The sequence below is a fragment of the Pseudomonas fluorescens genome (assembly GCF_902497625.1).
Taxonomy (GTDB): domain Bacteria; phylum Pseudomonadota; class Gammaproteobacteria; order Pseudomonadales; family Pseudomonadaceae; genus Aquipseudomonas; species Aquipseudomonas fluorescens_BQ.
In genome coordinates this window covers 31,857-54,137 of record NZ_CABVGX010000035.1, presented here as the reverse complement: position 1 = coordinate 54,137, position 22,281 = coordinate 31,857, and the positions used below count along the sequence as shown (strand labels likewise).

The window sequence follows — 22,281 nt, the reverse complement described above, 5'->3', positions numbered from 1 at the left end:
TCGCAAAAATAGTGGCTCCGCTTCATGCGGCTGACGACTAGGGTGTAATCACCCTCAGCTCTCAGGATTTGCCATGCACCCATACTTTTCCCTGCAAGGCCGCACCGCTCTGGTGACCGGCGGCACCCGTGGTATTGGCAAAATGATTGCCAAGGCTTATGTCGAGGCCGGCGCCACCGTCTACGTCTGCTCCCGCGATGCCGAAGCCTGCCAGCAAACGGCTGACGAACTCAGTGCGCTTGGCCGATGCCACGGGGTCGCAGCAAACCTCGCCACTGAAGCGGGCGTACAGCAACTGGCGACGCGGTTGGGACAACAGATCACGCATCTGGACATCCTGGTCAACAACGCGGGCACCACATGGGGTGCCCCGCTGGAAAGCTATCCGGTGAAGGGCTGGGAAAAAGTCATGCAGCTCAACGTGACCTCAGTGTTCAACTGCATCCAGCAGTTTCTGCCCCTGCTGCGCAAAGCCGGCTCGGCCGCAAATCCGGCGCGCATCATCAACATCGGCTCAGTGGCGGGTATTTTCGTCCTTCGGCGAACAGGCTTACGCCTATGGGCCGAGCAAGGCAGCGCTGCATCAATTGTCGCGGATTCTGGCGCGAGAACTGGTGGGTCAGCACATCAACGTCAACGTGATTGCACCAGGACGGTTTCCGAGCAAGATGACCCAGCATATCGGGAACGATGAGCAGGCGCTGGCGGAGGATACGGCGTTGATTCCGATGAAACGTTGGGGGCGTGAGGAAGAAATGGCGGCGCTGGCGATCAGTCTGGCGAGTACGGCGGGAGCGTATATGACCGGGAATATTATTCCTCTGGATGGTGGGTTCAGTCTGTAATCCGCGTTGCGGCCATCGCGAGCAGGCTCGCTCCCACACTGGATCTCCTGTGCACCATAGATCACCTGTGGGAGCGAGCCTGCTCGCGAAGTGGCCGGCACAAGCACCCCTGAATTCAGTTTGATCGGGTTATCATGCCCGCCCAGATTCCCGCCTCGACCCCAGACCATGACCTACAGCGTTTCCCCGATCGGCTTCGTGCGCTCCTGCTTCAAGGAGAAGTTCGCCATCCCGCGCCAGCCACAACTGGCCCCGGCCGCTCGCGGTGTACTGGAACTGGTCGCACCCTTCAATCAGGGCGAAGCCGTGCAAGGTCTGGAGCAGGTCAGCCACGTCTGGCTACTGTTTCTGTTTCATCAGGCGCTGGAGGACAAGCCGCGCTTGAAAGTCCGCCCTCCTCGCCTGGGTGGCAACAAATCCATGGGCGTTTTTGCCACCCGAGCCACGCACCGGCCGAATGGCATCGGTCAATCCGTGGTCAAGCTGGATAAGGTGGAGGCCGATCGCCTGTGGATATCCGGCATTGATCTGCTGGATGGCACACCCATTCTCGACATCAAGCCCTACGTGCCGTACGCCGACATCATCGACTCGGCCTCCAACACCATCGCCAGCGCAGCGCCGCAGCTGATTGCTGTGCAGTGGACGGATACGGCGCTGATCCAGGCTCACGAGCATGCTCAGCGCCTTGACGAGCCCTTGGTTGCCCTGATTGAGCAATGTCTGGCGCAGGATCCGCGCCCGGCGTATCAAACCACGGTCCCGGAGCGTGAATACGGCGCGCAATTGTGGGATGTGGATGTGCGTTGGCATTACCCCGAGGTGGGTCTGATCCGGGTCCTGGAAGTTATTACCGTTAAGGGTTGAACGCCAAAAACGCAAAAGCCCGCGCTACCTCTGAAGGCAACGCGGGCTTTTCGATGGTCACCATCAAACCCATGTGGGAGCGAGTCTGCTCGCGATGGCGGCGTAACATTCAACGATGACGTTGACGGACAGTCCGCTATCGCGAGCAGGTTCGCTCCCACAAGTAGAGCAGTGCAGTGGTTTCTTACTTCTCGACAAATGCTCGCTCGATCAGGTAATCACCCGGCTCGCGCATACGCGGCGAAACCTTCAGGCCGAAGCTGTTCAAGACTTCGCTGGTTTCGTCGAGCATGCTCGGGCTACCGCACAGCATGGCGCGGTCGTCCTGCGGGTTGATCGGTGGCAGACCGATGTCGCTGAATAGCTTGCCGCTGCGCATCAGGTCGGTCAAACGGCCTTCGTTCTCGAACGGTTCGCGGGTCACGGTCGGGTAGTAGATCAACTTGTCACGCAGGGACTCGCCGAAAAATTCGTTCTGCGGCAGGTGCTCGGTGATGAACTCGCGGTAAGCGACTTCGTTGACGTAACGCACGCCGTGGCAAAGGATCACTTTCTCGAAACGCTCGTAGGTTTCCGGGTCCTGGATGACGCTCATGAACGGCGCCAGACCGGTACCTGTACTGAGCAGGTACAAATGTTTGCCAGGCTTCAAGTCATCCAGAACCAGCGTGCCGGTAGGCTTCTTGCTGATGATGATCTCGTCGCCTTCCTTCAGATGCTGCAACTGGGAAGTCAGCGGACCGTCAGGCACCTTGATGCTGAAAAACTCGAGATGCTCTTCCCAGTTCGGGCTGGCAATCGAGTAAGCCCGCATGAGCGGCCGGCCGTTGGGTTGTTGCAGGCCGATCATCACGAACTGACCGTTCTCGAAGCGCAGGCCCGGATCGCGGGTGCACTTGAAGCTGAACAGAGTGTCATTCCAGTGATGAACACTGAGGACACGCTCGTGGTTCATGTTGCTCATGTACGTGGGACTCCTGGGAATTTGGTCTGCGCGTGCTTGGCGCCTGCTGCTTGAAAAAAACAGTTGTGCGCAATTGCATCGCATTCTAATAGCAGTAACAATATCTGTTAAATGGATTATTAAGATAAGGGTTATCGGTTATATAGATATGCGATTTACTCTCCGTCAACTTCAAGTATTCGTCGCCGTCGCCCAGCAGGAAAGCGTATCCCGTGCCGCGCTGACGCTCAACCTCTCACAATCGGCGGCGAGCACCTCGATCACCGAACTCGAGCGCCAATCCAGCTGCCAGCTGTTTGATCGCGCCGGCAAACGGCTGAGCCTCAACGCCCTCGGTAAACAGTTACTGCCGCAAGCGGTGGCACTGCTCGATCAGGCCAAGGAGATCGAAGACTTGCTAAACGGCAAGTCAGGTTTCGGCTCGCTGGCGGTCGGCGCCACCTTGACCATCGGCAATTATCTGGCGACCTTGCTGATCGGCAGCTTCATGCAACGTCACCCGGAAAGCCAGGTGAAGCTGCACGTGCAAAATACCGCCAACATCGTGCAACAAGTCGCTCACTATGAAATTGATCTGGGTCTGATTGAAGGCGATTGCAGCCACCCGGACATCGAGGTGCAGAGCTGGGTGGAAGATGAGCTGGTAGTGTTCTGCGCACCGCAACATCCGCTGGCCAGCCGCGGTGCGGCAACGATGGACGAACTCAGTCAGGAAGCCTGGATCTTGCGTGAACAGGGCTCAGGTACTCGGCTGACCTTTGATCAGGCCATGCGTCATCATCGCAGCGGATTGAACATTCGTCTTGAGCTGGAGCACACCGAAGCGATCAAACGCGCGGTGGAATCAGGTTTGGGGATTGGCTGCATATCGCGCCTGGCGCTACGCGACGCGTTTCGCCGTGGCAGCCTGGTGCCGGTGGAAACACCGGACCTGGATCTCGCCCGGCAGTTCTACTTCATCTGGCACAAACAGAAATATCAGACCTCGGCGATGCGCGAATTCCTCGACCTGTGCCGCGCTTTTACCGCTGGGGTTCAGCGCAGCGACGAGATCGTATTGCCTAATATTGCTTAAAGCAGAATCACTGCCCACACCAGACCGATCATGGTCAGCGCCACAAACTGAGCAGCGCTGCCCATGTCCTTGGCGTTTTTCGACAGAGGGTGCAACTCGAGCGAGATACGGTCAATCGCCGCTTCGACCGCAGAGTTGAGCAACTCCACAATCAGCGCCAGAAGACACACGGCGATCAGCAGCGCCTGCTCGACGCGGCTGACATCCAGAAAAAACGACAGCGGAATCAAAACGACGTTGAGCAACACCAACTGCCGAAAAGCGGCTTCACCGGTGAAGGCGGCGCGCAGACCATCCAGCGAATAACCGGAGGCATTGAGGATGCGTTTCAGGCCGGTCTGGCCTTTGAAAGGAGACATAGAGTGGGCAACTGACCAAAAGAAAGTGGGAAAGCTAGATCAATCAAAGTCAAAAAAGCGTGAAGACGCCAAACCCTAGTGGCTGGAAATTGACTCAAGCTGTTGCAGCAGTAAAGCAGCCTGGGTACGGGTGCGCACATTCAGCTTGCGGAATATCGCCGTGACATGAGCTTTGATGGTCGCTTCGGAAACGCTCAGCTCGTATGCGATCTGCTTGTTCAGCAAGCCCTCACAGACCATGGTCAGTACTCGAAACTGTTGCGGCGTCAGGCTGGCAAGGCCTTCACTGGCGGCTTTCGCTTCGGCGGAAACAATGACGGCTTCGAACGCCTGAGGCGGCCAGAACACATCGCCATCGAGCACGGCCCGCACGGCTTTTTGAATGACAGTCAGGTCGCTCGACTTGGGAATGAATCCGCTGGCCCCGAACTCGCGGGACTTCACCATGATCGTCGCTTCTTCCTGAGCGGAAATCATCACCACCGGAATCTGCGGATACTGCCCGCGTAGCAGCACCAGCCCGGAAAAGCCGTAGGCGCCGGGCATGTTCAAATCGAGCAAGACCAGATCCCAGTCGGCCTTCTCATCCAGACGGGTCTCCAGCTCGGCAATGCTCGCCACTTCCACCAAACGAACGTCAGGGCCGAGGCCCAGGGTTAGCGCCTGATGCAAAGCGGAACGAAACAGCGGATGGTCATCGGCAATCAGGATTTCGTATGTGGCCATTGTTCTATTGATCCTGTTTTTCAAACAACTGGAGGTGCAGCCACGCAACTGCGCCAACAGAGCACGATCAACGCCAATCACGTCAAAAAACGGCGTTTCAAACTGCGGCCGCGCCCTAATCGGCGCCAAGCATGCCCAGCGAAGTCAGGGTGGTCAAGCGACGTGCTCGGTAGACACTTTTGCAGTATGGGCGACAATCAGCAGATGACGACAGCCGTGTTTTGCAGGAAAGGCTCAAGCTCGGCATGCGCCGCAGTGGACACGTTCATATCGAGCTGATGTTTGGCGTCCAGGTAGTGCTGGCTGAACACATCGAAATACGCGTCCAGTGCCGACGCCGCCGCGCTATCGCCGGCAAGATCGAGGCATAACGCGGCCACTTCTGCAGTGCACAGATGCTCGCTGCGGGTCGACCGGCGTAATCGATAGCGGGACAGTTTTTCCGGCAGCAGGCTGAGAATCGGCAATTTGTCCAGATAAGGACTCTTGCGAAAAATCTTGCGTGCCTCGGTCCAGGTGGCGTCCAGCAGGATAAACAGCGGCCGCTTGGTGCTGGCGGTGTCAACGCTGTGGGTTACACGCTCTGGCTCAACGTATTCGCCGGGAAATACCAGGTAAGGTTGCCACTGCGGGTCCGCGAGCAACGCCAACAGTTGCGGATCTGTTTCAGTGCGCGACCAGATGAACGCGTGATTATCGCGCACCACATCGGCAATCAACCAACCGGTGTTGCTGGGTTTGAACACTTCCTTGTTGGTCATGATCAGACACACGCCGGCGCGAGCCTCAACCTGTGGACGCCAGGCGCACAGGCAGTGGCTCTCGATCACACGACAAGCGCGGCATCGCGGTGCACGCCAGCCACGGGCCTGAATGGGCTTGATACCCTCTTCTTCGCGCTGATCGCGCAGGCGGGCGACGGCGTTCGATGCAAAGGACTGGCTCATCGCAGGCACATCCTGCGGGGAAGGAAAATCGACACGAACAACACTCGGTAGGGTAGAAAGTATCGGCAGTTTATCAGAGCAGCCGGCGCAAGCCTGTACCGTACAGGCCCCGTCCCCTATAATTTGCCGCCACTGAACGCACAGTCATGTGAGGGGTCGAACCACCTGTCACTGAGCACCCGTCACTGAATCAGGAGAGTTTCATGCTGCGCCTTATCGTTCCCACCGCGGCCATTTTGCTCGCATCGTCTTTCAGCGCTCAGGCTGCTTCCTTGAGTGAGCAGAATCTGAATCGGGAACTGCGAAACGTCGCCGCACAAAGCAGCGCTGGCACTCCACGGGCCATCAACGAAGACATTCTTGATCAAGGCTATACAGCCGAAGGCAACGTGCTGATCAATCACCTGAGCGTGCAGAGCAGTCATGCCGACAAAATGCGCGCCGATCCCAAAGCCGTGTATTTCCAGCTTGGCGCCTCTGTTTGCAACAATCCTTCCTTCCGCAAGCTGATGGCCAAGGGAGCAGTCATGCGTTATGACTTCACTGAAGTGAAAACCAACCGCTCGGTCGGTTCTGCCAGCTATCAGGAATCGGATTGCCCCAAGGCAACGCCCGCAAAAAAGAAGTAATCAACGCGACTGAGCATTCGCGCGTCGCTGTTCATCCTCGGCGCGCAGCTCTGCCAACAAAGCCTGCAAATATCTGGAGCGCCGATCGGCACCCTCGAGACGTCGGCAGCACTCTTCTTCAAGACTCAGGTTATTGGTCTCGGCGGATGATTTGAGCAATCGATACAGTTGCGTATCGATCTCCAGAATGACTCTGGCCATTGCTTCGGCTCCCTGCTCGTCGCCCTCGCTTGAGCGAAAAAAAATCCTTTACCTGCTTGTCCGTGCGTCCCGCGGGACTCAAATATGTGGTGTAACGCCTGTGATTCAGTAAATCAGAGTGTGGGGCTTGCGGTATGCCTTCAGACGAGCGGTGAAACCCGCCTTAAATCGTCAATAAGCAGTTGCCAGGAAAGACTTTGCGGCGCAATGATCATCGCAGCGACGATCAACACATGAGGGTCCGGATTACGACTCAGTTGGACCGTCCAGGCGCCAGCCTGGGCTGTCAGTGACACACGAGGTATTGCGGCGCCGACGACTGCCTCGTCGTAGCCAAGGGCTTTGTGCAGAAGGAGAAGTTGAATGCCTTACCAACCGAATGACCTCCTCAGCCGTCATTTCGAAGAAAGCGGCCACGACCTCATCAGCAAGGTTGAAGATCAACTCAAGCTTGTTTCACCCAACAGCCAGAACATCCCGATCTACCGCGACATGATCCTCACCGTGCTGCGCATGGCCCAGGAAGATCACAACCGCTGGAACGCCAAAATCACCCTGCAGGCCTTGCGCGAACTCGAGCAAGCATTCCGCGTGCTCGAAAAGTTTCGCGGACGACGCAAGGTCACGGTTTTTGGTTCGGCCCGAACACCGATCGAGCATCCTCTGTATGCAATGGCCCGAGAACTCGGCGCTGCACTGGCGCGCTCCGACCTGATGGTCATCACCGGGGCCGGAGGCGGCATCATGGCTGCGGCCCACGAAGGTGCCGGCCGCGAACACAGCCTAGGGTTCAATATCACTCTACCGTTCGAGCAACACGCCAATCCGACCGTCAATGGCACCAGCAACCTGCTGCCCTTCCACTTCTTCTTCACCCGTAAGCTGTTCTTCGTGAAGGAAGCCGACGCATTGGTTCTGTGCCCCGGCGGCTTTGGCACGCTGGATGAAGCGCTGGAAGTTCTGACACTGATTCAAACAGGGAAAAGTCCGCTGGTACCGGTGGTGCTGCTGGATTCACCTGGCGGTAATTTCTGGCAAAGCGCGCTGGATTTCATTCGCAATCAACTGGAAGAAAACCGCTACATCCTGCCGACCGACATGAAGCTTGTCAGCCTGGTTTACAGCGCCGAAGAGGCGGTTGAGCAGATCAATCAGTTCTACAGCAACTTTCACTCGAGCCGCTGGCTCAAGCATCAATTCGTGATCCGGATGAACCATAAGCTAAGCGACGATGCGCTTGAGCAGATGCAGGAGAGTTTTGCCGACCTGTGCCTGAGCGATCACTTTCATCAGCATGCCTACGACGGTGAAGAACACGACGAGCAGCAGTTCAGTCATTTGGCGCGTTTGGCCTTCACCTTTAACGCCCGTAATCATGGACGCCTGCGCGAATTGGTGGACTTTATCAATCTGCCCGAGAACTGGGCGACGGCCCAACCCATTGCCCACCAGCTTTCGCGGGATCCGATACACGTTTCGTGAAGCAGAAAAAAACGGCCCGCTATTCAAATAGCGGGCCGTTTTTGATTAATCATCCATCCCTCGACCACTGAACAAGCGGCTGATCATTTCCATGGAATAACCCCGATAACTCAGAAAGCGGCCTTGCTTGGCGCGTTCCCGTGCGTCTATGGGTAGATGCCCGGAGAACTTGCGTCGCCAGGTATCCTCCAGTTGCTCCTGCCAGTTGATACTGCTCTCGCGAATAGCGAGTTCGATATCTGCACGCTGCAGACCGCGCTGACTTAACTCTTCGCGAATACGCAAAGGGCCGTGGCCGGAGCGCGCCCGATAGGAAACAAAGCTTTCGAGGTAACGGGATTCGGACAGCAAACCCTCTTCCGTCAACCGGTCGAGTGCTGCGTCGATCATCTCGGGGAGTGCACCGCGCTGACGCAGTTTACGCGTCAGTTCGACTCGACCGTGCTCGCGTCGCGCGAGCAGGTCCATTGCGGTCCGCCGCACTGCGACGGGTGTATCGAGTACGGCGGTCATCGGATCAATCAGACATCCACATCAACCAGATCATCTGCTTTGACTCGGTCTGCCGAGGCTTTAACGTCCGGCGCAGGTGTCAGAAGCTTGTCGCGCAACTGCTTCTCAAGCTTGGTGGCGATTTCCGGATTGTCTGCCAGGAACTTGGCCGAATTGGCCTTGCCCTGACCGATCTTGGTGCCTTCATAGGCATACCAGGCACCGGACTTCTCGACGAAACCATGCAGAACCCCAAGGTCGATCATCTCGCCATTGAGGTAGATGCCCTTGCCATAAAGAATCTGGAATTCTGCCTGACGGAACGGCGAAGCGACCTTGTTCTTTACAACCTTGACGCGGGTTTCGCTACCGACAACTTCGTCACCTTCTTTCACCGCGCCAGTACGGCGAATATCCAGACGAACCGATGCATAGAACTTCAGCGCGTTACCACCGGTGGTGGTTTCAGGGCTGCCAAACATCACGCCGATTTTCATACGGATCTGGTTGATGAAAATAACCAGGCAGTTGGCGTTCTTGATGTTACCGGTGATTTTACGCAGCGCCTGAGACATCAGACGAGCCTGCAGGCCCACGTGCATGTCACCCATTTCGCCTTCGATTTCAGCCTTTGGCACCAGCGCTGCTACGGAGTCGACAATGATCACGTCAACCGCGTTGGAACGCACCAGCATGTCGGTGATTTCCAAGGCTTGCTCGCCAGTGTCGGGCTGAGAAACCAGCAAGTCATCAACGTTGACGCCAAGCTTGAGAGCGTATTCCGGGTCGAGGGCGTGTTCAGCATCGACGAATGCGCAGGTCGCGCCGGCTTTTTGAGCCTGGGCAATCACGGACAATGTCAGTGTGGTTTTACCGGAGGATTCTGGACCGTAGATTTCAACGATACGGCCTTTTGGGAGGCCGCCAATGCCCAGCGCAATGTCCAGACCCAGAGAGCCAGTAGAAATGGATGGGATCGCCTGACGGTCCTGATCGCCCATACGCATTACGGCACCCTTGCCGAATTGACGTTCGATCTGACCCAGGGCCGCAGCCAAGGCTTTCTTCTTGTTGTCGTCCATTAAAGTCCTCACGTAATCAATAAGGCCTGACGGCCAACACCTGTATAAGTAGACAGTATTATTCCACAGCACTTCAAGATCGCCTACCCCTGATTTGAGATTTCTCCCGCCGCGTGCCGCAGCAGCCCCTCTAGCGCGGCCTTCACCGTTTGTCGGCGAACTTCGTCACGGTTACCGGGGAAATGCTGAACCTCGCTGAATACCCGCTCGCCCACGCCCCAGGCCAGCCATACGGTGCCCACCGGTTTGTTCGGCGAGCCTCCATCCGGGCCGGCGACACCGCTGACGGCAACGGCGAAATGTGCACGGCTTTTCTCCTGGGCGCCTCGAACCATGGCCTCTACCACCTCGCAACTGACCGCTCCCACCGTCGCAAACAATTCGGGCGGGACCTGCAATTGCTCGGTTTTCTGCCGATTGGAATAGGTGACATAGCCAGCCTCAAACCACGCCGAGCTCCCCGGGATGCGGGTAATCGCCTCCGAGATTCCGCCCCCGGTACAGGACTCCGCTGCGGTGACATGAGCATTGAGAACCTGCAGGCGTCTGCCAAGTTCAGCGGCGAGCTGAGTGATTTCTTTCACGGTCATCTCCAGAGCGTGCGGAATGCGATCTACCGTACACGAGCAAATCGCGCTTGCAAGGCACAGGGTCGATCAAAATGTTAGCGGGAAAACGCAGAGTGCACGAAGCGCAGAAACCGGGAATTCTGACCGACCAGCCGCATCATCACGTCTTACTTCAGCCAAGCCTTTGCGCTTGGCAGGCTTTGATGCCTGCGTCACTTCGACTGCCCATGGTAACCTTGCGCCCATCGCGGAAAAGCCGGGCCAACGTCCCTCCTTTGCCCTACACCTTTCAACGAATTGCCTGATACCCGATGAATAAAGCACTCTCCTCCGACCTGTCCTCTCACACGCCAATGATGCAGCAATATTGGCGCCTGAAGAACCAGCACCCCGACCAGCTCATGTTCTATCGCATGGGCGACTTCTACGAGATCTTCTACGAAGATGCGAAGAAAGCCGCCAAGTTGCTCGACATCACCCTGACCGCCCGTGGGCAATCTGCCGGTCAGGCGATTCCGATGTGTGGGATTCCTTACCACGCAGCGGAAGGTTATCTGGCGAAACTGGTCAAGCTCGGCGAGTCGGTGGTGATCTGCGAACAGGTCGGCGATCCGGCGACCAGTAAGGGGCCGGTCGATCGTCAGGTGGTACGGATCATCACCCCGGGTACGGTCAGTGACGAGGCATTGCTCGACGAACGCCGCGACAACCTGATTGCGGCGGTCCTGGGTGATGAGCGCCTGTTCGGTCTTGCGGTGCTGGACATCACCAGTGGCAACTTCACGGTGCTGGAGATCAAGGGCTGGGAAAACCTGCTGGCGGAACTGGAGCGGGTCAATCCGGTGGAGCTCATGATCCCGGATGACTGGCCAAAAGATCTTCCCGCGGAGAAACGCCGTGGGGTTCGGCGTCGTGCGCCGTGGGATTTCGAGCGCGACTCGGCATTGAAAAGTCTCTGCCAGCAATTCTCGACTCAGGACCTCAAAGGTTTCGGCTGCGAGAATCTGACGCTGGCCATCGGTGCAGCCGGTTGCCTGCTCAGTTACGCCAAGGAAACCCAGCGCACCGCCCTGCCGCATTTGCGCAGTCTGCGCCATGAGCGCCTGGACGACACCGTAGTTCTGGACGGTGCGAGTCGTCGCAACCTGGAGCTGGACACCAACCTCGCCGGTGGCCGCGACAACACCTTGCAATCGGTGGTCGATCGCTGCCAGACCGCCATGGGCAGCCGCTTGTTGACGCGCTGGCTGAACCGGCCACTGCGGGATCTGACGGTGCTGCTGGCACGACAGACGTCGATCACCTGCCTGCTCGACCGCTATCGGTTCGAAAAACTGCAACCGCAGCTCAAGGAAATCGGCGACATCGAGCGGATTCTGGCGCGGATTGGTCTGCGCAATGCCCGCCCCCGTGACCTGGCAAGGCTACGCGATGCCCTGGGCGCACTGCCCGAGTTGCAACAGGCAATGACCGAGCTGGAAGCGCCGCACATCATTCAACTGGCAGCGACCACCAGCACCTATCCGGAACTGGCAGCACTGCTGGCAAAAGCCATCATCGACAACCCGCCAGCGGTGATCCGCGATGGCGGCGTGTTGAAAACCGGTTACGACAGCGAACTCGATGATCTGCAATCGTTGAGCGAAAACGCCGGGCAATTCCTCATCGACCTGGAAGCGCGCGAGAAGGCACGCACCGGCCTGTCGCATTTGAAAGTCGGTTACAACCGCATTCACGGTTACTTCATCGAGCTACCGAGCAAACAGGCCGAATCGGCGCCGGCCGATTACATCCGTCGGCAAACGCTTAAAGGTGCCGAGCGTTTCATTACGCCGGAGCTGAAAGCGTTCGAAGACAAGGCCCTGTCGGCGAAAAGCCGGGCACTGGCCCGCGAAAAAATGCTCTATGAGGCGCTCCTCGAAGACCTGATCGCCCAGTTGCCTCCGCTACAGGACACCGCGGCTGCACTTGCCGAACTGGATGTTTTGAGTAACCTCGCCGAGCGCGCACTGAACCTCGACCTGAACTGCCCACGCTTTGTCGATGAACCGTGCATGCGCATCAGCCAGGGTCGCCACCCGGTGGTCGAGCAAGTGCTGACCACACCGTTCGTGGCTAATGATCTGAGCCTCGACGACAACACCCGAATGCTGATCATTACCGGACCTAACATGGGCGGTAAATCCACCTATATGCGGCAGACCGCGTTGATCGTGCTGCTCGCGCACATCGGCAGCTTCGTGCCGGCGGCGAGTTGCGAACTGTCGCTGGTCGACCGGATTTTCACCCGGATCGGCTCCAGTGACGATCTGGCGGGCGGGCGCTCGACGTTCATGGTCGAGATGAGCGAAACCGCGAACATCCTGCACAATGCTACCGAGCGCAGTCTGGTGTTGATGGACGAGGTCGGGCGCGGTACCAGCACATTCGACGGTCTGTCCCTGGCATGGGCAGCGGCGGAGCGGCTGGCGCATCTACGCGCCTATACGTTGTTCGCCACCCATTATTTCGAGCTGACGGTATTGCCGGAAGCCCAGCCGTTGGTGGCCAACGTGCACCTCAACGCTACGGAGCACAACGAGCGCATTGTCTTCCTTCACCACGTATTGCCGGGACCGGCCAGCCAGAGTTATGGCTTGGCGGTTGCGCAACTGGCCGGCGTACCCAGCGAAGTGATCGTGCGTGCCCGAGAGCACCTCGGTCGGCTGGAAGCTACGGCGCTGCCACATGACGTGCCAAAGCCAGTCAAAGGCAAACCGGCCGCGCCGCAGCAGAGCGACATGTTTGCCAGCCTGCCCCATCCGGTGCTGGATGACCTGGCCAGACTCGACCTGGATGACATGACGCCGCGCCGCGCGCTGGAAATGCTCTATACACTGAAGACACGGATCTAACGCACTTGCCTGCAAGCTGTTAGAATCTCGCGCGGTTTGGGATGCTGCAAGCTACAGCCTGGCTTGCAGACTATCGCTCCCAAACCCGGCGACCCCAACGTGAAGGGGCTCCGCTGCAGCCGCCTGAGGAGAGAATTAGAAATGACCTTCGTCGTCACCGACAACTGCATCAAGTGCAAGTACACCGACTGCGTAGAAGTCTGTCCGGTGGACTGCTTTTACGAAGGCCCGAACTTCCTGGTGATTCACCCGGATGAGTGCATCGACTGCGCACTGTGCGAACCGGAATGCCCTGCCGTGGCTATCTTCTCGGAAGATGAAGTGCCTGCCGGTATGGAGAATTTCATTCAGTTGAACGTCGAGCTGGCTGAAATCTGGCCGAACATTACTGAACGTAAAGACCCGTTGCCTGAGTCCGCCGCCTGGGACGGTAAACCCGGCAAGCTCGAGCACCTCGAACGCTGATCTTCCCCGCGTTCCAAAAAGGCCCCTTGCGGGCCTTTTTACTTTTCTGCAGACAAAAAAAGGGGCGGTTTGACCCGCCCACATTTTTCCCTATCCCTGTGTTCCTTTTCATCCTCCTGATGAATCGCTTCCTGCCATGTCCTTATCCCTCATCCCTGAAGGTTGTGTCTGTCCGTCGACACACCCCGGATACTAGTGGGTTTTCAGGCAAGAGCAATCGATCACGAAGACTGCAGCAGGCAGTCCATGAAATCGGGTCCGCACGAAAATATAGAGTGTAATCAGAAGGTTGAACTAATTCGCCGAGGGTAAATAGCAGTGCTCCGATGTGGAGAAATAGCGAACACTTACACAAGAGTAGGCTGAGGCTTACATCTTCAGACTCCAAATGACAAAGTTCACTCGGTGCTATTTCCGGCAACAAAAAGCCCCGAACCAGTCGGGGCTTTTTGTTGTTTGGCGCGTGTTCTTACTGGAACAATGACTCGCTCGACAGGCCATTCTTCTCGAGAATTTCCCGAAGACGTTTAAGCCCCTCAACCTGGATCTGTCTGACCCGCTCACGGGTCAGGCCGATTTCCAGGCCCACATCCTCAAGCGTGCTGCTCTCGTGCCCGCGCAGGCCGAAGCGGCGCACCACCACCTCGCGTTGCTTGTCGGTCAGCTCCGAAAGCCATTGATCGATGCTCTGCGACAGGTCGTCGTCCTGCAGCAGCTCACATGGATCGGTCGGACGATCATCAGTGAGGGTGTCCAGCAGGGTTTTATCCGAATCCGGCCCCAGCGAGACGTCGACTGAAGAAACCCGCTCATTCAGGCCGAGCATGCGCTTGACCTCGGCTACCGGTTTTTCCAGCAGGTTGGCGATTTCTTCCGGTGAAGGTTCGTGATCCAGCTTCTGTGTGAGCTCGCGCGCGGCGCGCAGGTACACGTTGAGCTCCTTGACCACATGGATCGGCAACCGGATCGTCCGGGTCTGATTCATGATCGCGCGCTCGATGGTCTGACGAATCCACCATGTCGCGTAAGTCGAGAAACGGAACCCACGTTCAGGATCGAATTTTTCCACCGCCCGAATCAGTCCGAGGTTCCCTTCCTCGATCAGATCCAGCAGCGACAGTCCGCGATTGACATAGCGCCTGGCGATTTTCACCACCAGCCGCAGGTTGCTTTCAATCATGCGTTTGCGCCCGGCCGGATCACCACTTTGCGACAAACGCGCAAAGTGAACTTCTTCTTCGGGGGACAGCAGCGGGGAAAAGCCGATTTCATTGAGATACAACTGCGTAGCGTCGAGCGCACGTGTGTAATCAATGTATTTGTGTTGTTTCAACGACGTGGAGTTTTTGGATTTGGCGCGAACGGAAGGTGGAGCAGCCCCTTCATCATTCGACATCGAATCCGTACCGATACCGGTCTCCATCAGGAGAACCTCATCGTCGATGTCAAACTCCGGCACTTCTTTACTGAGAGCCATTGTTATAGTCCTTTGGTGAGTTCGACCTCAAGCTCAAGCGACGCCTTTATCCTTGGCAACGCTGGAGCCTGTCCCCTCTACGCGACGGAACAGGCTGGAAAGCAATCAACGACGCGGCAGGAATTGCAGCGGATCTACAGGTTTACCTTGTCGGCGAATCTCAAAATGCAGTTTCACCCGGTCTGTACCCGTTGACCCCATTTCGGCAATTGTTTGCCCGACCTTGACCTGCTGCCCCTCCCGAACCAACAGCCTGCGGTTATGTCCGTAGGCACTGACGTAGGTATCGCTGTGTTTGATGATGACTAACTCGCCGTAGCCCCTTAAGCCACTCCCGGCGTATACCACCGTCCCATCAGACGCAGCTAAAACAGGCTGTCCCAAATCTCCGGCGATATCAATTCCTTTATTCAAACTGCCGTTTGAAGAGAATTTTCCAATAAGAATGCCATTAGAAGGCCATCCCCAGCCGGTCGGGGCTGGCCCGGCGGGAGGCATCGGTGCGGTAGAGGATTTGTTTGCGACGGACGGTACAACCACCGTGGTGGCTCCGCTCGCACCCGATGCCGGGCGACGAAATACGGTGGTTTTACTCGAAGATGAAGGCGTTGAAGTCGTTGAACTGGTCACTGTAGTCGGCGTTGAACCGGTGCGCCCGTCGAAGCGAATCGTCTGACCCGGACGGATGGTGTAAGGCGCCGGGATATTGTTTCTTGCCGCCAGGGCTTTGTAGTCCCAGCCGTAACGGAAAGCAATTGAGAACAGGGTGTCTTTTGGTCGAACCACGTATTGCCCCGTGGTGACTGCCGGGCGCTGGGCCGCGGCCTTGTTGCGGTCAACAACGCGCACATCGCTGGATTTGTTGCTGGAACAACCAACCAGCAAGGCGCTCAAGACAAGGCCAGTCACCAGGCGCTGAAAGCTCGTTGTACCCATTCGCTGCGCAATGACTGTGAGACTCACCCGCCGCTCCCTTTGTGGTGGCTAAAATTGGCTTGCCGAAATTCGGCATGAAGTGTCGCAAGTATAACGGGCCGTGCAGCCTCTACTTTTAATCGAGCAGGGCGCAGGTTTGCGCCAGCGATACAATCCGTTTAACTGCCTGACGTCGCTGTAAGACAAAGCTGATCGATGAGAATTCAGCGCGTTGCAACAAAAGCTCAGGCCAGAGGCCCATTCAGTAAAGGGACGAATCGCACGGAGCCAAGTACGCGCCTGGAAAAACCGTGCTCTTCACGAATGATCAGCATCAGTTGCTGGACCTCCCCTGACCCGACCGGGATCACCAGGCGCCCGCCTGGCGCCAGTTGATCGAGTAATGCCTGCGGCACGTCGGTCGCTACTGCGGTCACGATGATGCCGTTATAAGGCGCCAGCGCCGGCCACCCTTCCCAGCCATCTCCCCAGCGAAACACCACGTTGCGCAGGTTCAGATCGATCAGCCGTTCCTTGGCCCGGTCCTGCAAGACCTTGATGCGCTCTACCGAAAACACCCGCTCCACCAGTTGCGAAAGGATTGCGGTCTGATAACCGGAACCGGTGCCAATTTCCATCACTTTGTCCAGCGGTCCCGCCTCCAGTAGCAGCTCGCTCATGCGGGCCACCATGTAAGGCTGGGAAATCGTCTGGTTATTGCCGATCGGCAAAGCCGTATCTTCGTAGGCGCGATGCGCAAGCGCCTCGTCGACGAACAGATGACGCGGCGTCCGGCGGATCACTTCCAATACCTTGGCGTTGGAAATGCCTTCCTCGTACAACCGCTGGATCAGTCGTTCACGGGTTCTTTGAGAAGTCATCCCGATGCCGCGATGCAGCATGTGGTCTTGTTCACGGGCCATTATCGAAGTCCCTCCAGCCAGCCATCGAGACTTCTGAAAGCATCATTGAAGGTGCGGTCCAGCTGCAATGCCGTGATTGACACATAACCCTGCATCACAGCATGGAAATCGGTGCCCGGGCCGCCGTCTTCGGCATCACCGGCAGCTGCGATCCAGTAACCGGATTTGCCCCGAGGGTCGACCACCTTCATCGGTGCCGCCGCACGGGCGCGGTGCCCCAGGCGGGTCAGCTGAATACCGCGGATATGGTCAAGCGGCAAATTGGGAATGTTCACGTTCAGCACCGTGCGCGGTGGCAGATCGAGGGCGGCGTGAGCCTCCACCAGTTTGCGCGCAAAATGGGCGGCCGTGGAGAGGTTGTCGACCTGCCGTGAGACCAGCGAAAAAGCAAACGAGGGCCGCTCGAGAAAACGCCCTTCGAGCGCCGCTGCCACCGTACCGGAATACAGCACGTCGTCGCCCAGATTGGCGCCCAGGTTGATCCCGGAAACCACCATGTCCGGCACCACTTCCAGCAAGCCGTTAAGCCCCAGGTGCACGCAATCGGTTGGCGTGCCATTGAGGCTGATGAAACCGTTGGCAAGAGTTTGCGGGTGCAACGGACGGTCAAGCGTCAGCGAGCTGCTGGCGCCACTTTTGTCCTGGTCAGGGGCGATAACCACGCACTCGGTGTAATCCGCCAGCGCAGCATGAAGCGCGGCGAGACCGGGTGCGGCTACCCCATCGTCGTTCGAAATCAGAATACGCATGGGCTGTCCGTCTGCCCCACCGGCACCAGATCGACAAGTTCGCGCACCAGTACGGTGGCAAAGCATCCGGCCGGCAGGACGAATTCCAGTTGCAGAATGTCAGGCTCGGGATAATGCCACGTCAACCCGGCAATGGGCAGTCGCAGGATGCGACGTTCGTGGCTCATACCGGCGTTAATCAACCAGTCGCGCAAGTCTGCTTCGCGCGCGGCGATTGCCTGCTCCAGTACATGGACAGCGCCCGTGGTCGGCGAGTCACCTTCGCCCCACTGCGGTCCGGTCGGGTGCAGGTCGAGAATCGCCAGGCGCGGATCGCTGCACTCGGCTTCGCCGGCCGGGAAAAAGCTGCGACTGTCAGTGAAAGCCAGCAGGTCACCCACTTGCGCACGCTGCCAGGTGCCATCGGCAACCCGCGCCGCCAATACCTGGTTGAACAGGAAACTGCGCGCCGTGGACAGCAGCCGCGAGCGCACATTGCGCTGCTCCGGCAACGCCTTGCGCGCCGCCCACCCGCGGGCATCGACGACGTTCCCGCCGTCAAAGCCAAAACGTTGAGCGCCGAAATAATTCGGAATACCTTGTTTAGCGATCAGTTGCAGGCGTTCTTCGATTGCGGCCGTATCGCCCGAAAATTGTGTCAGCCGCAGGGTGAAACCGTTCGCCGAATGAGCCCCGCGCTGCAGCTTGCGTCTGTGCCGACCGGTCTTGAGGATTTTCAGCGTTTCGTTTTCCGCCGCCGACAGATCGGGATCCGCCTTGCCTGGCAGTTGCACACTGAACCACTGCCGCGTGAGTGCCTGGCGATCCTTCAGCCCGGCGTAGCTGACCGTGCGCAGCGGCACGCCCGCCGCCTTGGCTATCCGCCGGGCCGCTTCCTCAGTATTAAGCCCGCGTTTTTCCACCCAGATCCACAGGTGCTCGCCATCACCACTGAGGGGAATATCGAGTACTTCGTCGACCTGAAAATCCTCTGCGGTCGCTTTTAATACCGCAGTGCCGAGTGCCTCACCGTATGCGCGCGGGCCAAGCAGTTGCGCCTCATTCATGCGCGCAGCAACAAGGCAACGGAGTGCACCGCAATGCCTTCTTCGCGCCCGACAAAACCAAGCTTTTCGGTGGTGGTAGCTTTCACGTTCACTTGATCCAACTCAACTTGAAGATCCGCGGCAATCAGAGCGCGCATCGATTCGATATGCGGGGCCATTTTTGGCGCCTGGGCAACGATGGTGTTATCGACGTTGCCGATTATCCAGCCTTTGCCGTGGATCAGCGCGACAACATGGCGTAACAGCACGCGGCTGTCTGCCCCCTTGAATGTCGGGTCGGTGTCCGGGAAGTGTTTGCCGATATCACCCAGCGCGGCCGCGCCAAGCAAGGCATCGCTCAAGGCGTGCAGCAGGACGTCACCGTCGGAGTGAGCGAGCAGCCCGAAGCCGTGTGCGATACGCACGCCGCCCAGAGTAATGAAATCGCCTTCAGCGAAACGGTGCACATCATAGCCGTGGCCAATACGCATAAAAAAACGCCCCGATTTTTGTCAGGGCGTGATTCTACCTGCATTAGAGGCCTAGGGCGCGTCCGTGATGCTGCAAGTGTTCGTCAATGAAACTGGCGATGAAGAAATAGCTGTGGTCGTAGCCGGGTTGCAGGCGCAACGTCAGCGGATGGCCGGCCTGTTTCGCGGCTTGCTGCAAGGCTTCGGGCTTGAGCTGGGTAGCGAGGAAGTCATCGCGATCACCTTGATCGACCAGCAGCGGCAACTTCTCCTCTGCCTCGGCGATCAACGCGCAGGCATCCCATTCACGCCACTTCGAGCGGTCTTCACCCAGGTAACGGGAAAAGGCCTTCTGACCCCAAGGGCAATCCATCGGATTGTTGATCGGCGAGAATGCCGACACCGACTGATAACGGCCCGGATTGCGCAATGCACAGACAAGCGCGCCATGGCCGCCCATGGAATGGCCGCTGATGCCACGTTTGTCGGACGCAGGGAAATGGGCTTCGACCAAGGCCGGCAATTCCTGCACCACATAGTCATGCATGCGATAGTGCCGCGACCACGGTTCCTGCGTGGCATTCAGATAGAAACCAGCGCCGAGGCCGAAGTCCCAGGCGTCCTCCGGATCATCCGGCACATCAGGCCCGCGCGGGCTGGTGTCCGGCGCAACGATAATCAACCCGAGCTCGGCGGCCATGCGCATCGCGCCAGCCTTGTGCATGAAGTTTTCGTCGGTGCAGGTCAGACCGGACAGCCAGTACAACACCGGCAATTTGCCGCCCTGCTCTGCTTGCGGCGGCAGGTACACGGCGAACACCATGTCGCATCCGAGCACGTCGGAACGGTGCTTGTAGCGTTTGTGCCAGCCGCCGAAGCTTTTCTGGCAGGAGATATTTTCCAGGATCATGGGCTTCCTCAGCTACAAGCCCCAAGCTTCAAGCTGCAAGAGAAGTACCGTGCCCCTTGCAGCTTGTCGCTTGCAGCTTGCAGCTTTCTCTTAGAAATGAATGACGGAACGGATGCTCTTGCCTTCGTGCATCAGATCGAATGCCCTATTGATGTCTTCCAGACCCATGGTGTGTGTGATGAAGGTATCGAGCGGGATTTCACCACTTTCGGCCATGTCGACGTAGCTTGGCAGCTCGGTACGACCGCGCACCCCGCCGAACGCCGAACCACGCCAGACGCGACCGGTGACCAACTGGAATGGGCGGGTGGCAATTTCCTGACCGGCACCGGCGACGCCGATGATTACCGATTCGCCCCAACCTTTGTGGCAGCACTCGAGTGCGGCCCGCATCAGCTGGACGTTGCCAATGCATTCAAAGGAAAAGTCGACGCCGCCATCGGTCATGTCGACGATCACTTCCTGGATCGGGCGATCGAAGTCTTTCGGGTTGACACAGTCGGTTGCACCCAATTGCTTGGCAATCTCGAATTTCGCCGGATTGATGTCCACGGCGATGATCCGTCCAGCCTTGGCTTTGACTGCACCGATGACTGCCGACAGACCGATACCGCCGAGGCCGAAAATGGCCACGGTATCACCCGGTTTCACCTTGGCGGTATTCAGCACTGCGCCGATACCGGTAGTGACACCGCAGCCCAGCAGGCAGACTTTTTCCAGTGGCGCCTCTTTCTGAATTCTGGCCACGGAAATTTCCGGCAGCACGGTGTATTCGGAGAAAGTCGAAGTACCCATGTAGTGGAAGATCGGCTGCCCCTTGTAGGAAAAGCGCGAAGTGCCGTCTGGCATCAGGCCTTTACCCTGGGTCGAACGAATCGCCTGGCAGAGGTTGGTCTTGCCCGACAGGCAGAACTTGCACTGGCGGCATTCCGGGGTGTAAAGCGGGATAACGTGATCGCCGACGGCAACCGAGGTCACACCTTCACCGATCGCCTCAACCACCGCGCCACCTTCGTGACCGAGAATCGACGGGAAGATGCCTTCCGGATCCGCGCCCGACAGCGTGTAGGCATCGGTATGGCAGACACCGGAGGCGATCACACGCAACAACACTTCACCGGCCTTGGGCATGGCGACATCGACTTCAACGATCTCGAGCGGTTTTTTAGCCTCGAAGGCAACGGCAGCGCGCGACTTGATCATGGGTATCTCCAGTGGATATAAACAAGACAGTGAGTGTAATACAGCGCTTAACGATGAATAATCCGGAGGAAAGCAAAACATTATTGCTGCACAGGGATAATCACTTATGTCAGAGAACCGCTGGGAAGGCATCGACGAGTTCGTCGCCGTGGCTGAATGCAGCCAGTTCACCGCAGCCGCAGACCGACTTGGTGTTTCTTCCTCGCACATCAGTCGTCAGATCGTACGCCTCGAAGAGCGTCTTCAGACACGATTGCTCTATCGGAGCACCCGGCGGGTCACGCTCACGGAAGCAGGGCAAACATTTCTGCAGCACTGTCAGCGTTTACAGGATGGTCGTGAAGAAGCATTGCGCGCAGTGGGTGACCTGACGAGCGAACCGAAAGGCATGCTGCGCATGACCTGTGCCGTGGCGTATGGCGAACGCTTTATCGTGCCGTTGGTGACGCGTTTCATGGGGCTTTACCCGCAGCTTCGCATTGATATCGAACTGAGCAATCGTCAGCTGGATCTGGTGCACGAAGGCCTGGACCTGGCGATTCGCTTAGGCCGCTTGCAGGACTCAAGACTGGTCGCGACACGCCTGGCACCACGACGGATGTACCTGTGCGCGTCACCGTCCTACGTTGAGCGGTACGGTCGGCCACACAGTCTGTCGGAATTGAGCCAGCACAATTGCCTGATCGGCAGCACGGATGTTTGGCAGCTGGAACAGAACGGCAAGGAATTTTCCCAACGGGTGCAGGGAAACTGGCGGTGCAACAGTGGGCAAGCGGTACTGGATGCGGCGTTGCAAGGCGTCGGATTGTGTCAGCTGCCGGATTATTACGTGCTGGGACATCTGAAAAGCGGGGAACTGATTTCTTTGCTGGAGGCGCATCAGCCGCCCAACACGGCGGTATGGGCGTTGTATCCGCAACAACGGCATTTGTCACCGAAGGTGAGAAAGTTGGTGGATTATTTGAAGGAAGGGTTGGCGTCCAGGCCGGAGTACAGGGTTTGAGGTTTGAAG

General features: G+C 57.9%; 23 protein-coding genes and 1 pseudogene. 8 read left to right on the top strand and 16 right to left on the bottom strand.

All coding sequences use genetic code 11. The features are described 5' to 3' along the window. Positions 1 to 73: 73 nt before the first annotated feature. Positions 74 to 845 (top strand): annotated as a pseudogene (locus F8N12_RS19950) (SDR family oxidoreductase). 168 nt (positions 846 to 1,013) lie between these two features. Further along, positions 1,014 to 1,712 (top strand): tRNA (N6-threonylcarbamoyladenosine(37)-N6)-methyltransferase TrmO, encoded by a 699-nt coding sequence (tsaA, locus tag F8N12_RS19945; protein ID WP_150580061.1) that lies wholly within the window; start codon positions 1,014 to 1,016, stop codon positions 1,710 to 1,712. Positions 1,713 to 1,896: 184 nt separating this feature from the next. On the opposite strand, the gene fpr is transcribed toward tsaA, so the two are convergent. Then, positions 1,897 to 2,676: a ferredoxin-NADP reductase gene (gene fpr, locus F8N12_RS19940; RefSeq protein ID WP_007947184.1), complete on the bottom strand. Its 780-nt coding sequence runs from the start codon at positions 2,674 to 2,676 to the stop codon at positions 1,897 to 1,899. Between the two features lie 148 nt (positions 2,677 to 2,824). Here fpr and F8N12_RS19935 point away from each other — a divergent pair, with 148 nt between their 5' ends. Beyond that, positions 2,825 to 3,751, top strand: a complete 927-nt coding sequence (locus F8N12_RS19935) for a LysR family transcriptional regulator (RefSeq protein ID WP_150580062.1) — start codon at positions 2,825 to 2,827, stop codon at positions 3,749 to 3,751. Here the strand turns inward: F8N12_RS19935 and F8N12_RS19930 are convergent. The 3 genes from F8N12_RS19930 to F8N12_RS19920 all read right to left on the bottom strand — a co-directional run bounded on the left by F8N12_RS19930 (position 3,748) and on the right by F8N12_RS19920 (position 5,783). Next, a complete protein-coding gene (locus tag F8N12_RS19930; protein ID WP_150580063.1) occupies positions 3,748 to 4,110 on the bottom strand; it encodes a diacylglycerol kinase in 363 nt (120 codons plus the stop codon). The two genes, F8N12_RS19935 and F8N12_RS19930, sit on opposite strands and share 4 nt — an antisense overlap. 75 nt (positions 4,111 to 4,185) lie before the next feature. Then, positions 4,186 to 4,836, bottom strand: coding sequence for a response regulator transcription factor ErdR (gene erdR, locus F8N12_RS19925; protein ID WP_150580064.1), 651 nt, complete (start codon positions 4,834 to 4,836; stop codon positions 4,186 to 4,188). Between the two features lie 197 nt (positions 4,837 to 5,033). Then, complete coding sequence (locus F8N12_RS19920) at positions 5,034 to 5,783, bottom strand: tRNA-uridine aminocarboxypropyltransferase (protein ID WP_150580065.1); 750 nt, start codon at positions 5,781 to 5,783, stop codon at positions 5,034 to 5,036. Between the two features lie 203 nt (positions 5,784 to 5,986). Here F8N12_RS19920 and F8N12_RS19915 point away from each other — a divergent pair, with 203 nt between their 5' ends. Further along, complete coding sequence (locus tag F8N12_RS19915) at positions 5,987 to 6,412, top strand: PA3611 family quorum-sensing-regulated virulence factor (RefSeq protein ID WP_028622520.1); 426 nt, start codon at positions 5,987 to 5,989, stop codon at positions 6,410 to 6,412. Here the strand turns inward: F8N12_RS19915 and F8N12_RS19910 are convergent, their stop codons facing one another. Continuing rightward, a complete protein-coding gene (locus F8N12_RS19910; RefSeq protein WP_150580066.1) occupies positions 6,413 to 6,613 on the bottom strand; it encodes a hypothetical protein in 201 nt (66 codons plus the stop codon). 363 nt (positions 6,614 to 6,976) lie between these two features. Here F8N12_RS19910 and F8N12_RS19905 point away from each other — a divergent pair, with 363 nt between their 5' ends. Continuing rightward, entirely contained in the window at positions 6,977 to 8,095 is a 1,119-nt protein-coding gene (locus F8N12_RS19905) for an LOG family protein (RefSeq protein ID WP_150580067.1), read from the top strand. 45 nt (positions 8,096 to 8,140) lie between these two features. Here F8N12_RS19905 and recX read toward each other — a convergent pair whose 3' ends face one another. The 3 genes from recX to F8N12_RS19890 form a co-directional block, all read right to left on the bottom strand. Next, positions 8,141 to 8,608, bottom strand: coding sequence for a recombination regulator RecX (gene recX, locus F8N12_RS19900; protein ID WP_150580068.1), 468 nt, complete (start codon positions 8,606 to 8,608; stop codon positions 8,141 to 8,143). Positions 8,609 to 8,616: 8 nt separating this feature from the next. After that, positions 8,617 to 9,669, bottom strand: coding sequence for a recombinase RecA (recA, locus tag F8N12_RS19895; RefSeq protein WP_150580069.1), 1,053 nt, complete (start codon positions 9,667 to 9,669; stop codon positions 8,617 to 8,619). Positions 9,670 to 9,752: 83 nt separating this feature from the next. Beyond that, positions 9,753 to 10,253 (bottom strand): CinA family protein, encoded by a 501-nt coding sequence (locus F8N12_RS19890; RefSeq protein WP_150580070.1) that lies wholly within the window; start codon positions 10,251 to 10,253, stop codon positions 9,753 to 9,755. A 296-nt stretch (positions 10,254 to 10,549) separates the two neighbouring features. Here F8N12_RS19890 and mutS point away from each other — a divergent pair, with 296 nt between their 5' ends. Then, positions 10,550 to 13,132, top strand: coding sequence for a DNA mismatch repair protein MutS (gene mutS / locus F8N12_RS19885; protein WP_150580071.1), 2,583 nt, complete (start codon positions 10,550 to 10,552; stop codon positions 13,130 to 13,132). A 141-nt stretch (positions 13,133 to 13,273) separates the two neighbouring features. Next, positions 13,274 to 13,597, top strand: coding sequence for a ferredoxin FdxA (gene fdxA, locus F8N12_RS19880; RefSeq protein WP_150580072.1), 324 nt, complete (start codon positions 13,274 to 13,276; stop codon positions 13,595 to 13,597). 469 nt (positions 13,598 to 14,066) lie between these two features. On the opposite strand, the gene rpoS is transcribed toward fdxA, so the two are convergent. The 8 genes from rpoS to F8N12_RS19840 form a co-directional block, all read right to left on the bottom strand. Next, on the bottom strand, positions 14,067 to 15,074 hold the full coding sequence (gene rpoS / locus F8N12_RS19875) for an RNA polymerase sigma factor RpoS (protein WP_150580073.1): 1,008 nt from the start codon (positions 15,072 to 15,074) through the stop codon (positions 14,067 to 14,069). Positions 15,075 to 15,179: 105 nt separating this feature from the next. Beyond that, positions 15,180 to 16,037, bottom strand: a complete 858-nt coding sequence (locus tag F8N12_RS19870; RefSeq protein WP_150580074.1) for a peptidoglycan DD-metalloendopeptidase family protein — start codon at positions 16,035 to 16,037, stop codon at positions 15,180 to 15,182. Between the two features lie 197 nt (positions 16,038 to 16,234). Beyond that, on the bottom strand, positions 16,235 to 16,870 hold the full coding sequence (locus tag F8N12_RS19865) for a protein-L-isoaspartate(D-aspartate) O-methyltransferase (protein ID WP_177326966.1): 636 nt from the start codon (positions 16,868 to 16,870) through the stop codon (positions 16,235 to 16,237). Between the two features lie 41 nt (positions 16,871 to 16,911). Beyond that, complete coding sequence (gene surE / locus F8N12_RS19860; protein ID WP_150580075.1) at positions 16,912 to 17,661, bottom strand: 5'/3'-nucleotidase SurE; 750 nt, start codon at positions 17,659 to 17,661, stop codon at positions 16,912 to 16,914. Next, positions 17,649 to 18,707, bottom strand: coding sequence for a tRNA pseudouridine(13) synthase TruD (gene truD / locus F8N12_RS19855; RefSeq protein WP_150580076.1), 1,059 nt, complete (start codon positions 18,705 to 18,707; stop codon positions 17,649 to 17,651). Before truD ends, surE begins: the two co-directional genes overlap by 13 nt. Beyond that, a complete protein-coding gene (gene ispF, locus F8N12_RS19850; protein ID WP_150580077.1) occupies positions 18,704 to 19,177 on the bottom strand; it encodes a 2-C-methyl-D-erythritol 2,4-cyclodiphosphate synthase in 474 nt (157 codons plus the stop codon). The genes truD and ispF overlap by 4 nt, the downstream gene beginning before the upstream one ends. Before the next feature lie 43 nt (positions 19,178 to 19,220). Further along, a complete protein-coding gene (gene fghA, locus F8N12_RS19845) occupies positions 19,221 to 20,066 on the bottom strand; it encodes an S-formylglutathione hydrolase (protein ID WP_150580078.1) in 846 nt (281 codons plus the stop codon). A gap of 90 nt (positions 20,067 to 20,156) precedes the next feature. Continuing rightward, on the bottom strand, positions 20,157 to 21,269 hold the full coding sequence (locus tag F8N12_RS19840) for an S-(hydroxymethyl)glutathione dehydrogenase/class III alcohol dehydrogenase (RefSeq protein WP_150580079.1): 1,113 nt from the start codon (positions 21,267 to 21,269) through the stop codon (positions 20,157 to 20,159). Positions 21,270 to 21,375: 106 nt separating this feature from the next. Between F8N12_RS19840 and F8N12_RS19835 the strand changes: the two genes are divergently transcribed. Next, the gene (locus tag F8N12_RS19835; RefSeq protein WP_150580080.1) at positions 21,376 to 22,272 is read left to right on the top strand and encodes a LysR substrate-binding domain-containing protein; all 897 of its coding nucleotides are present in this window, start codon (positions 21,376 to 21,378) and stop codon (positions 22,270 to 22,272) included. The last annotated feature ends 9 nt before the right edge of the window (positions 22,273 to 22,281 follow it).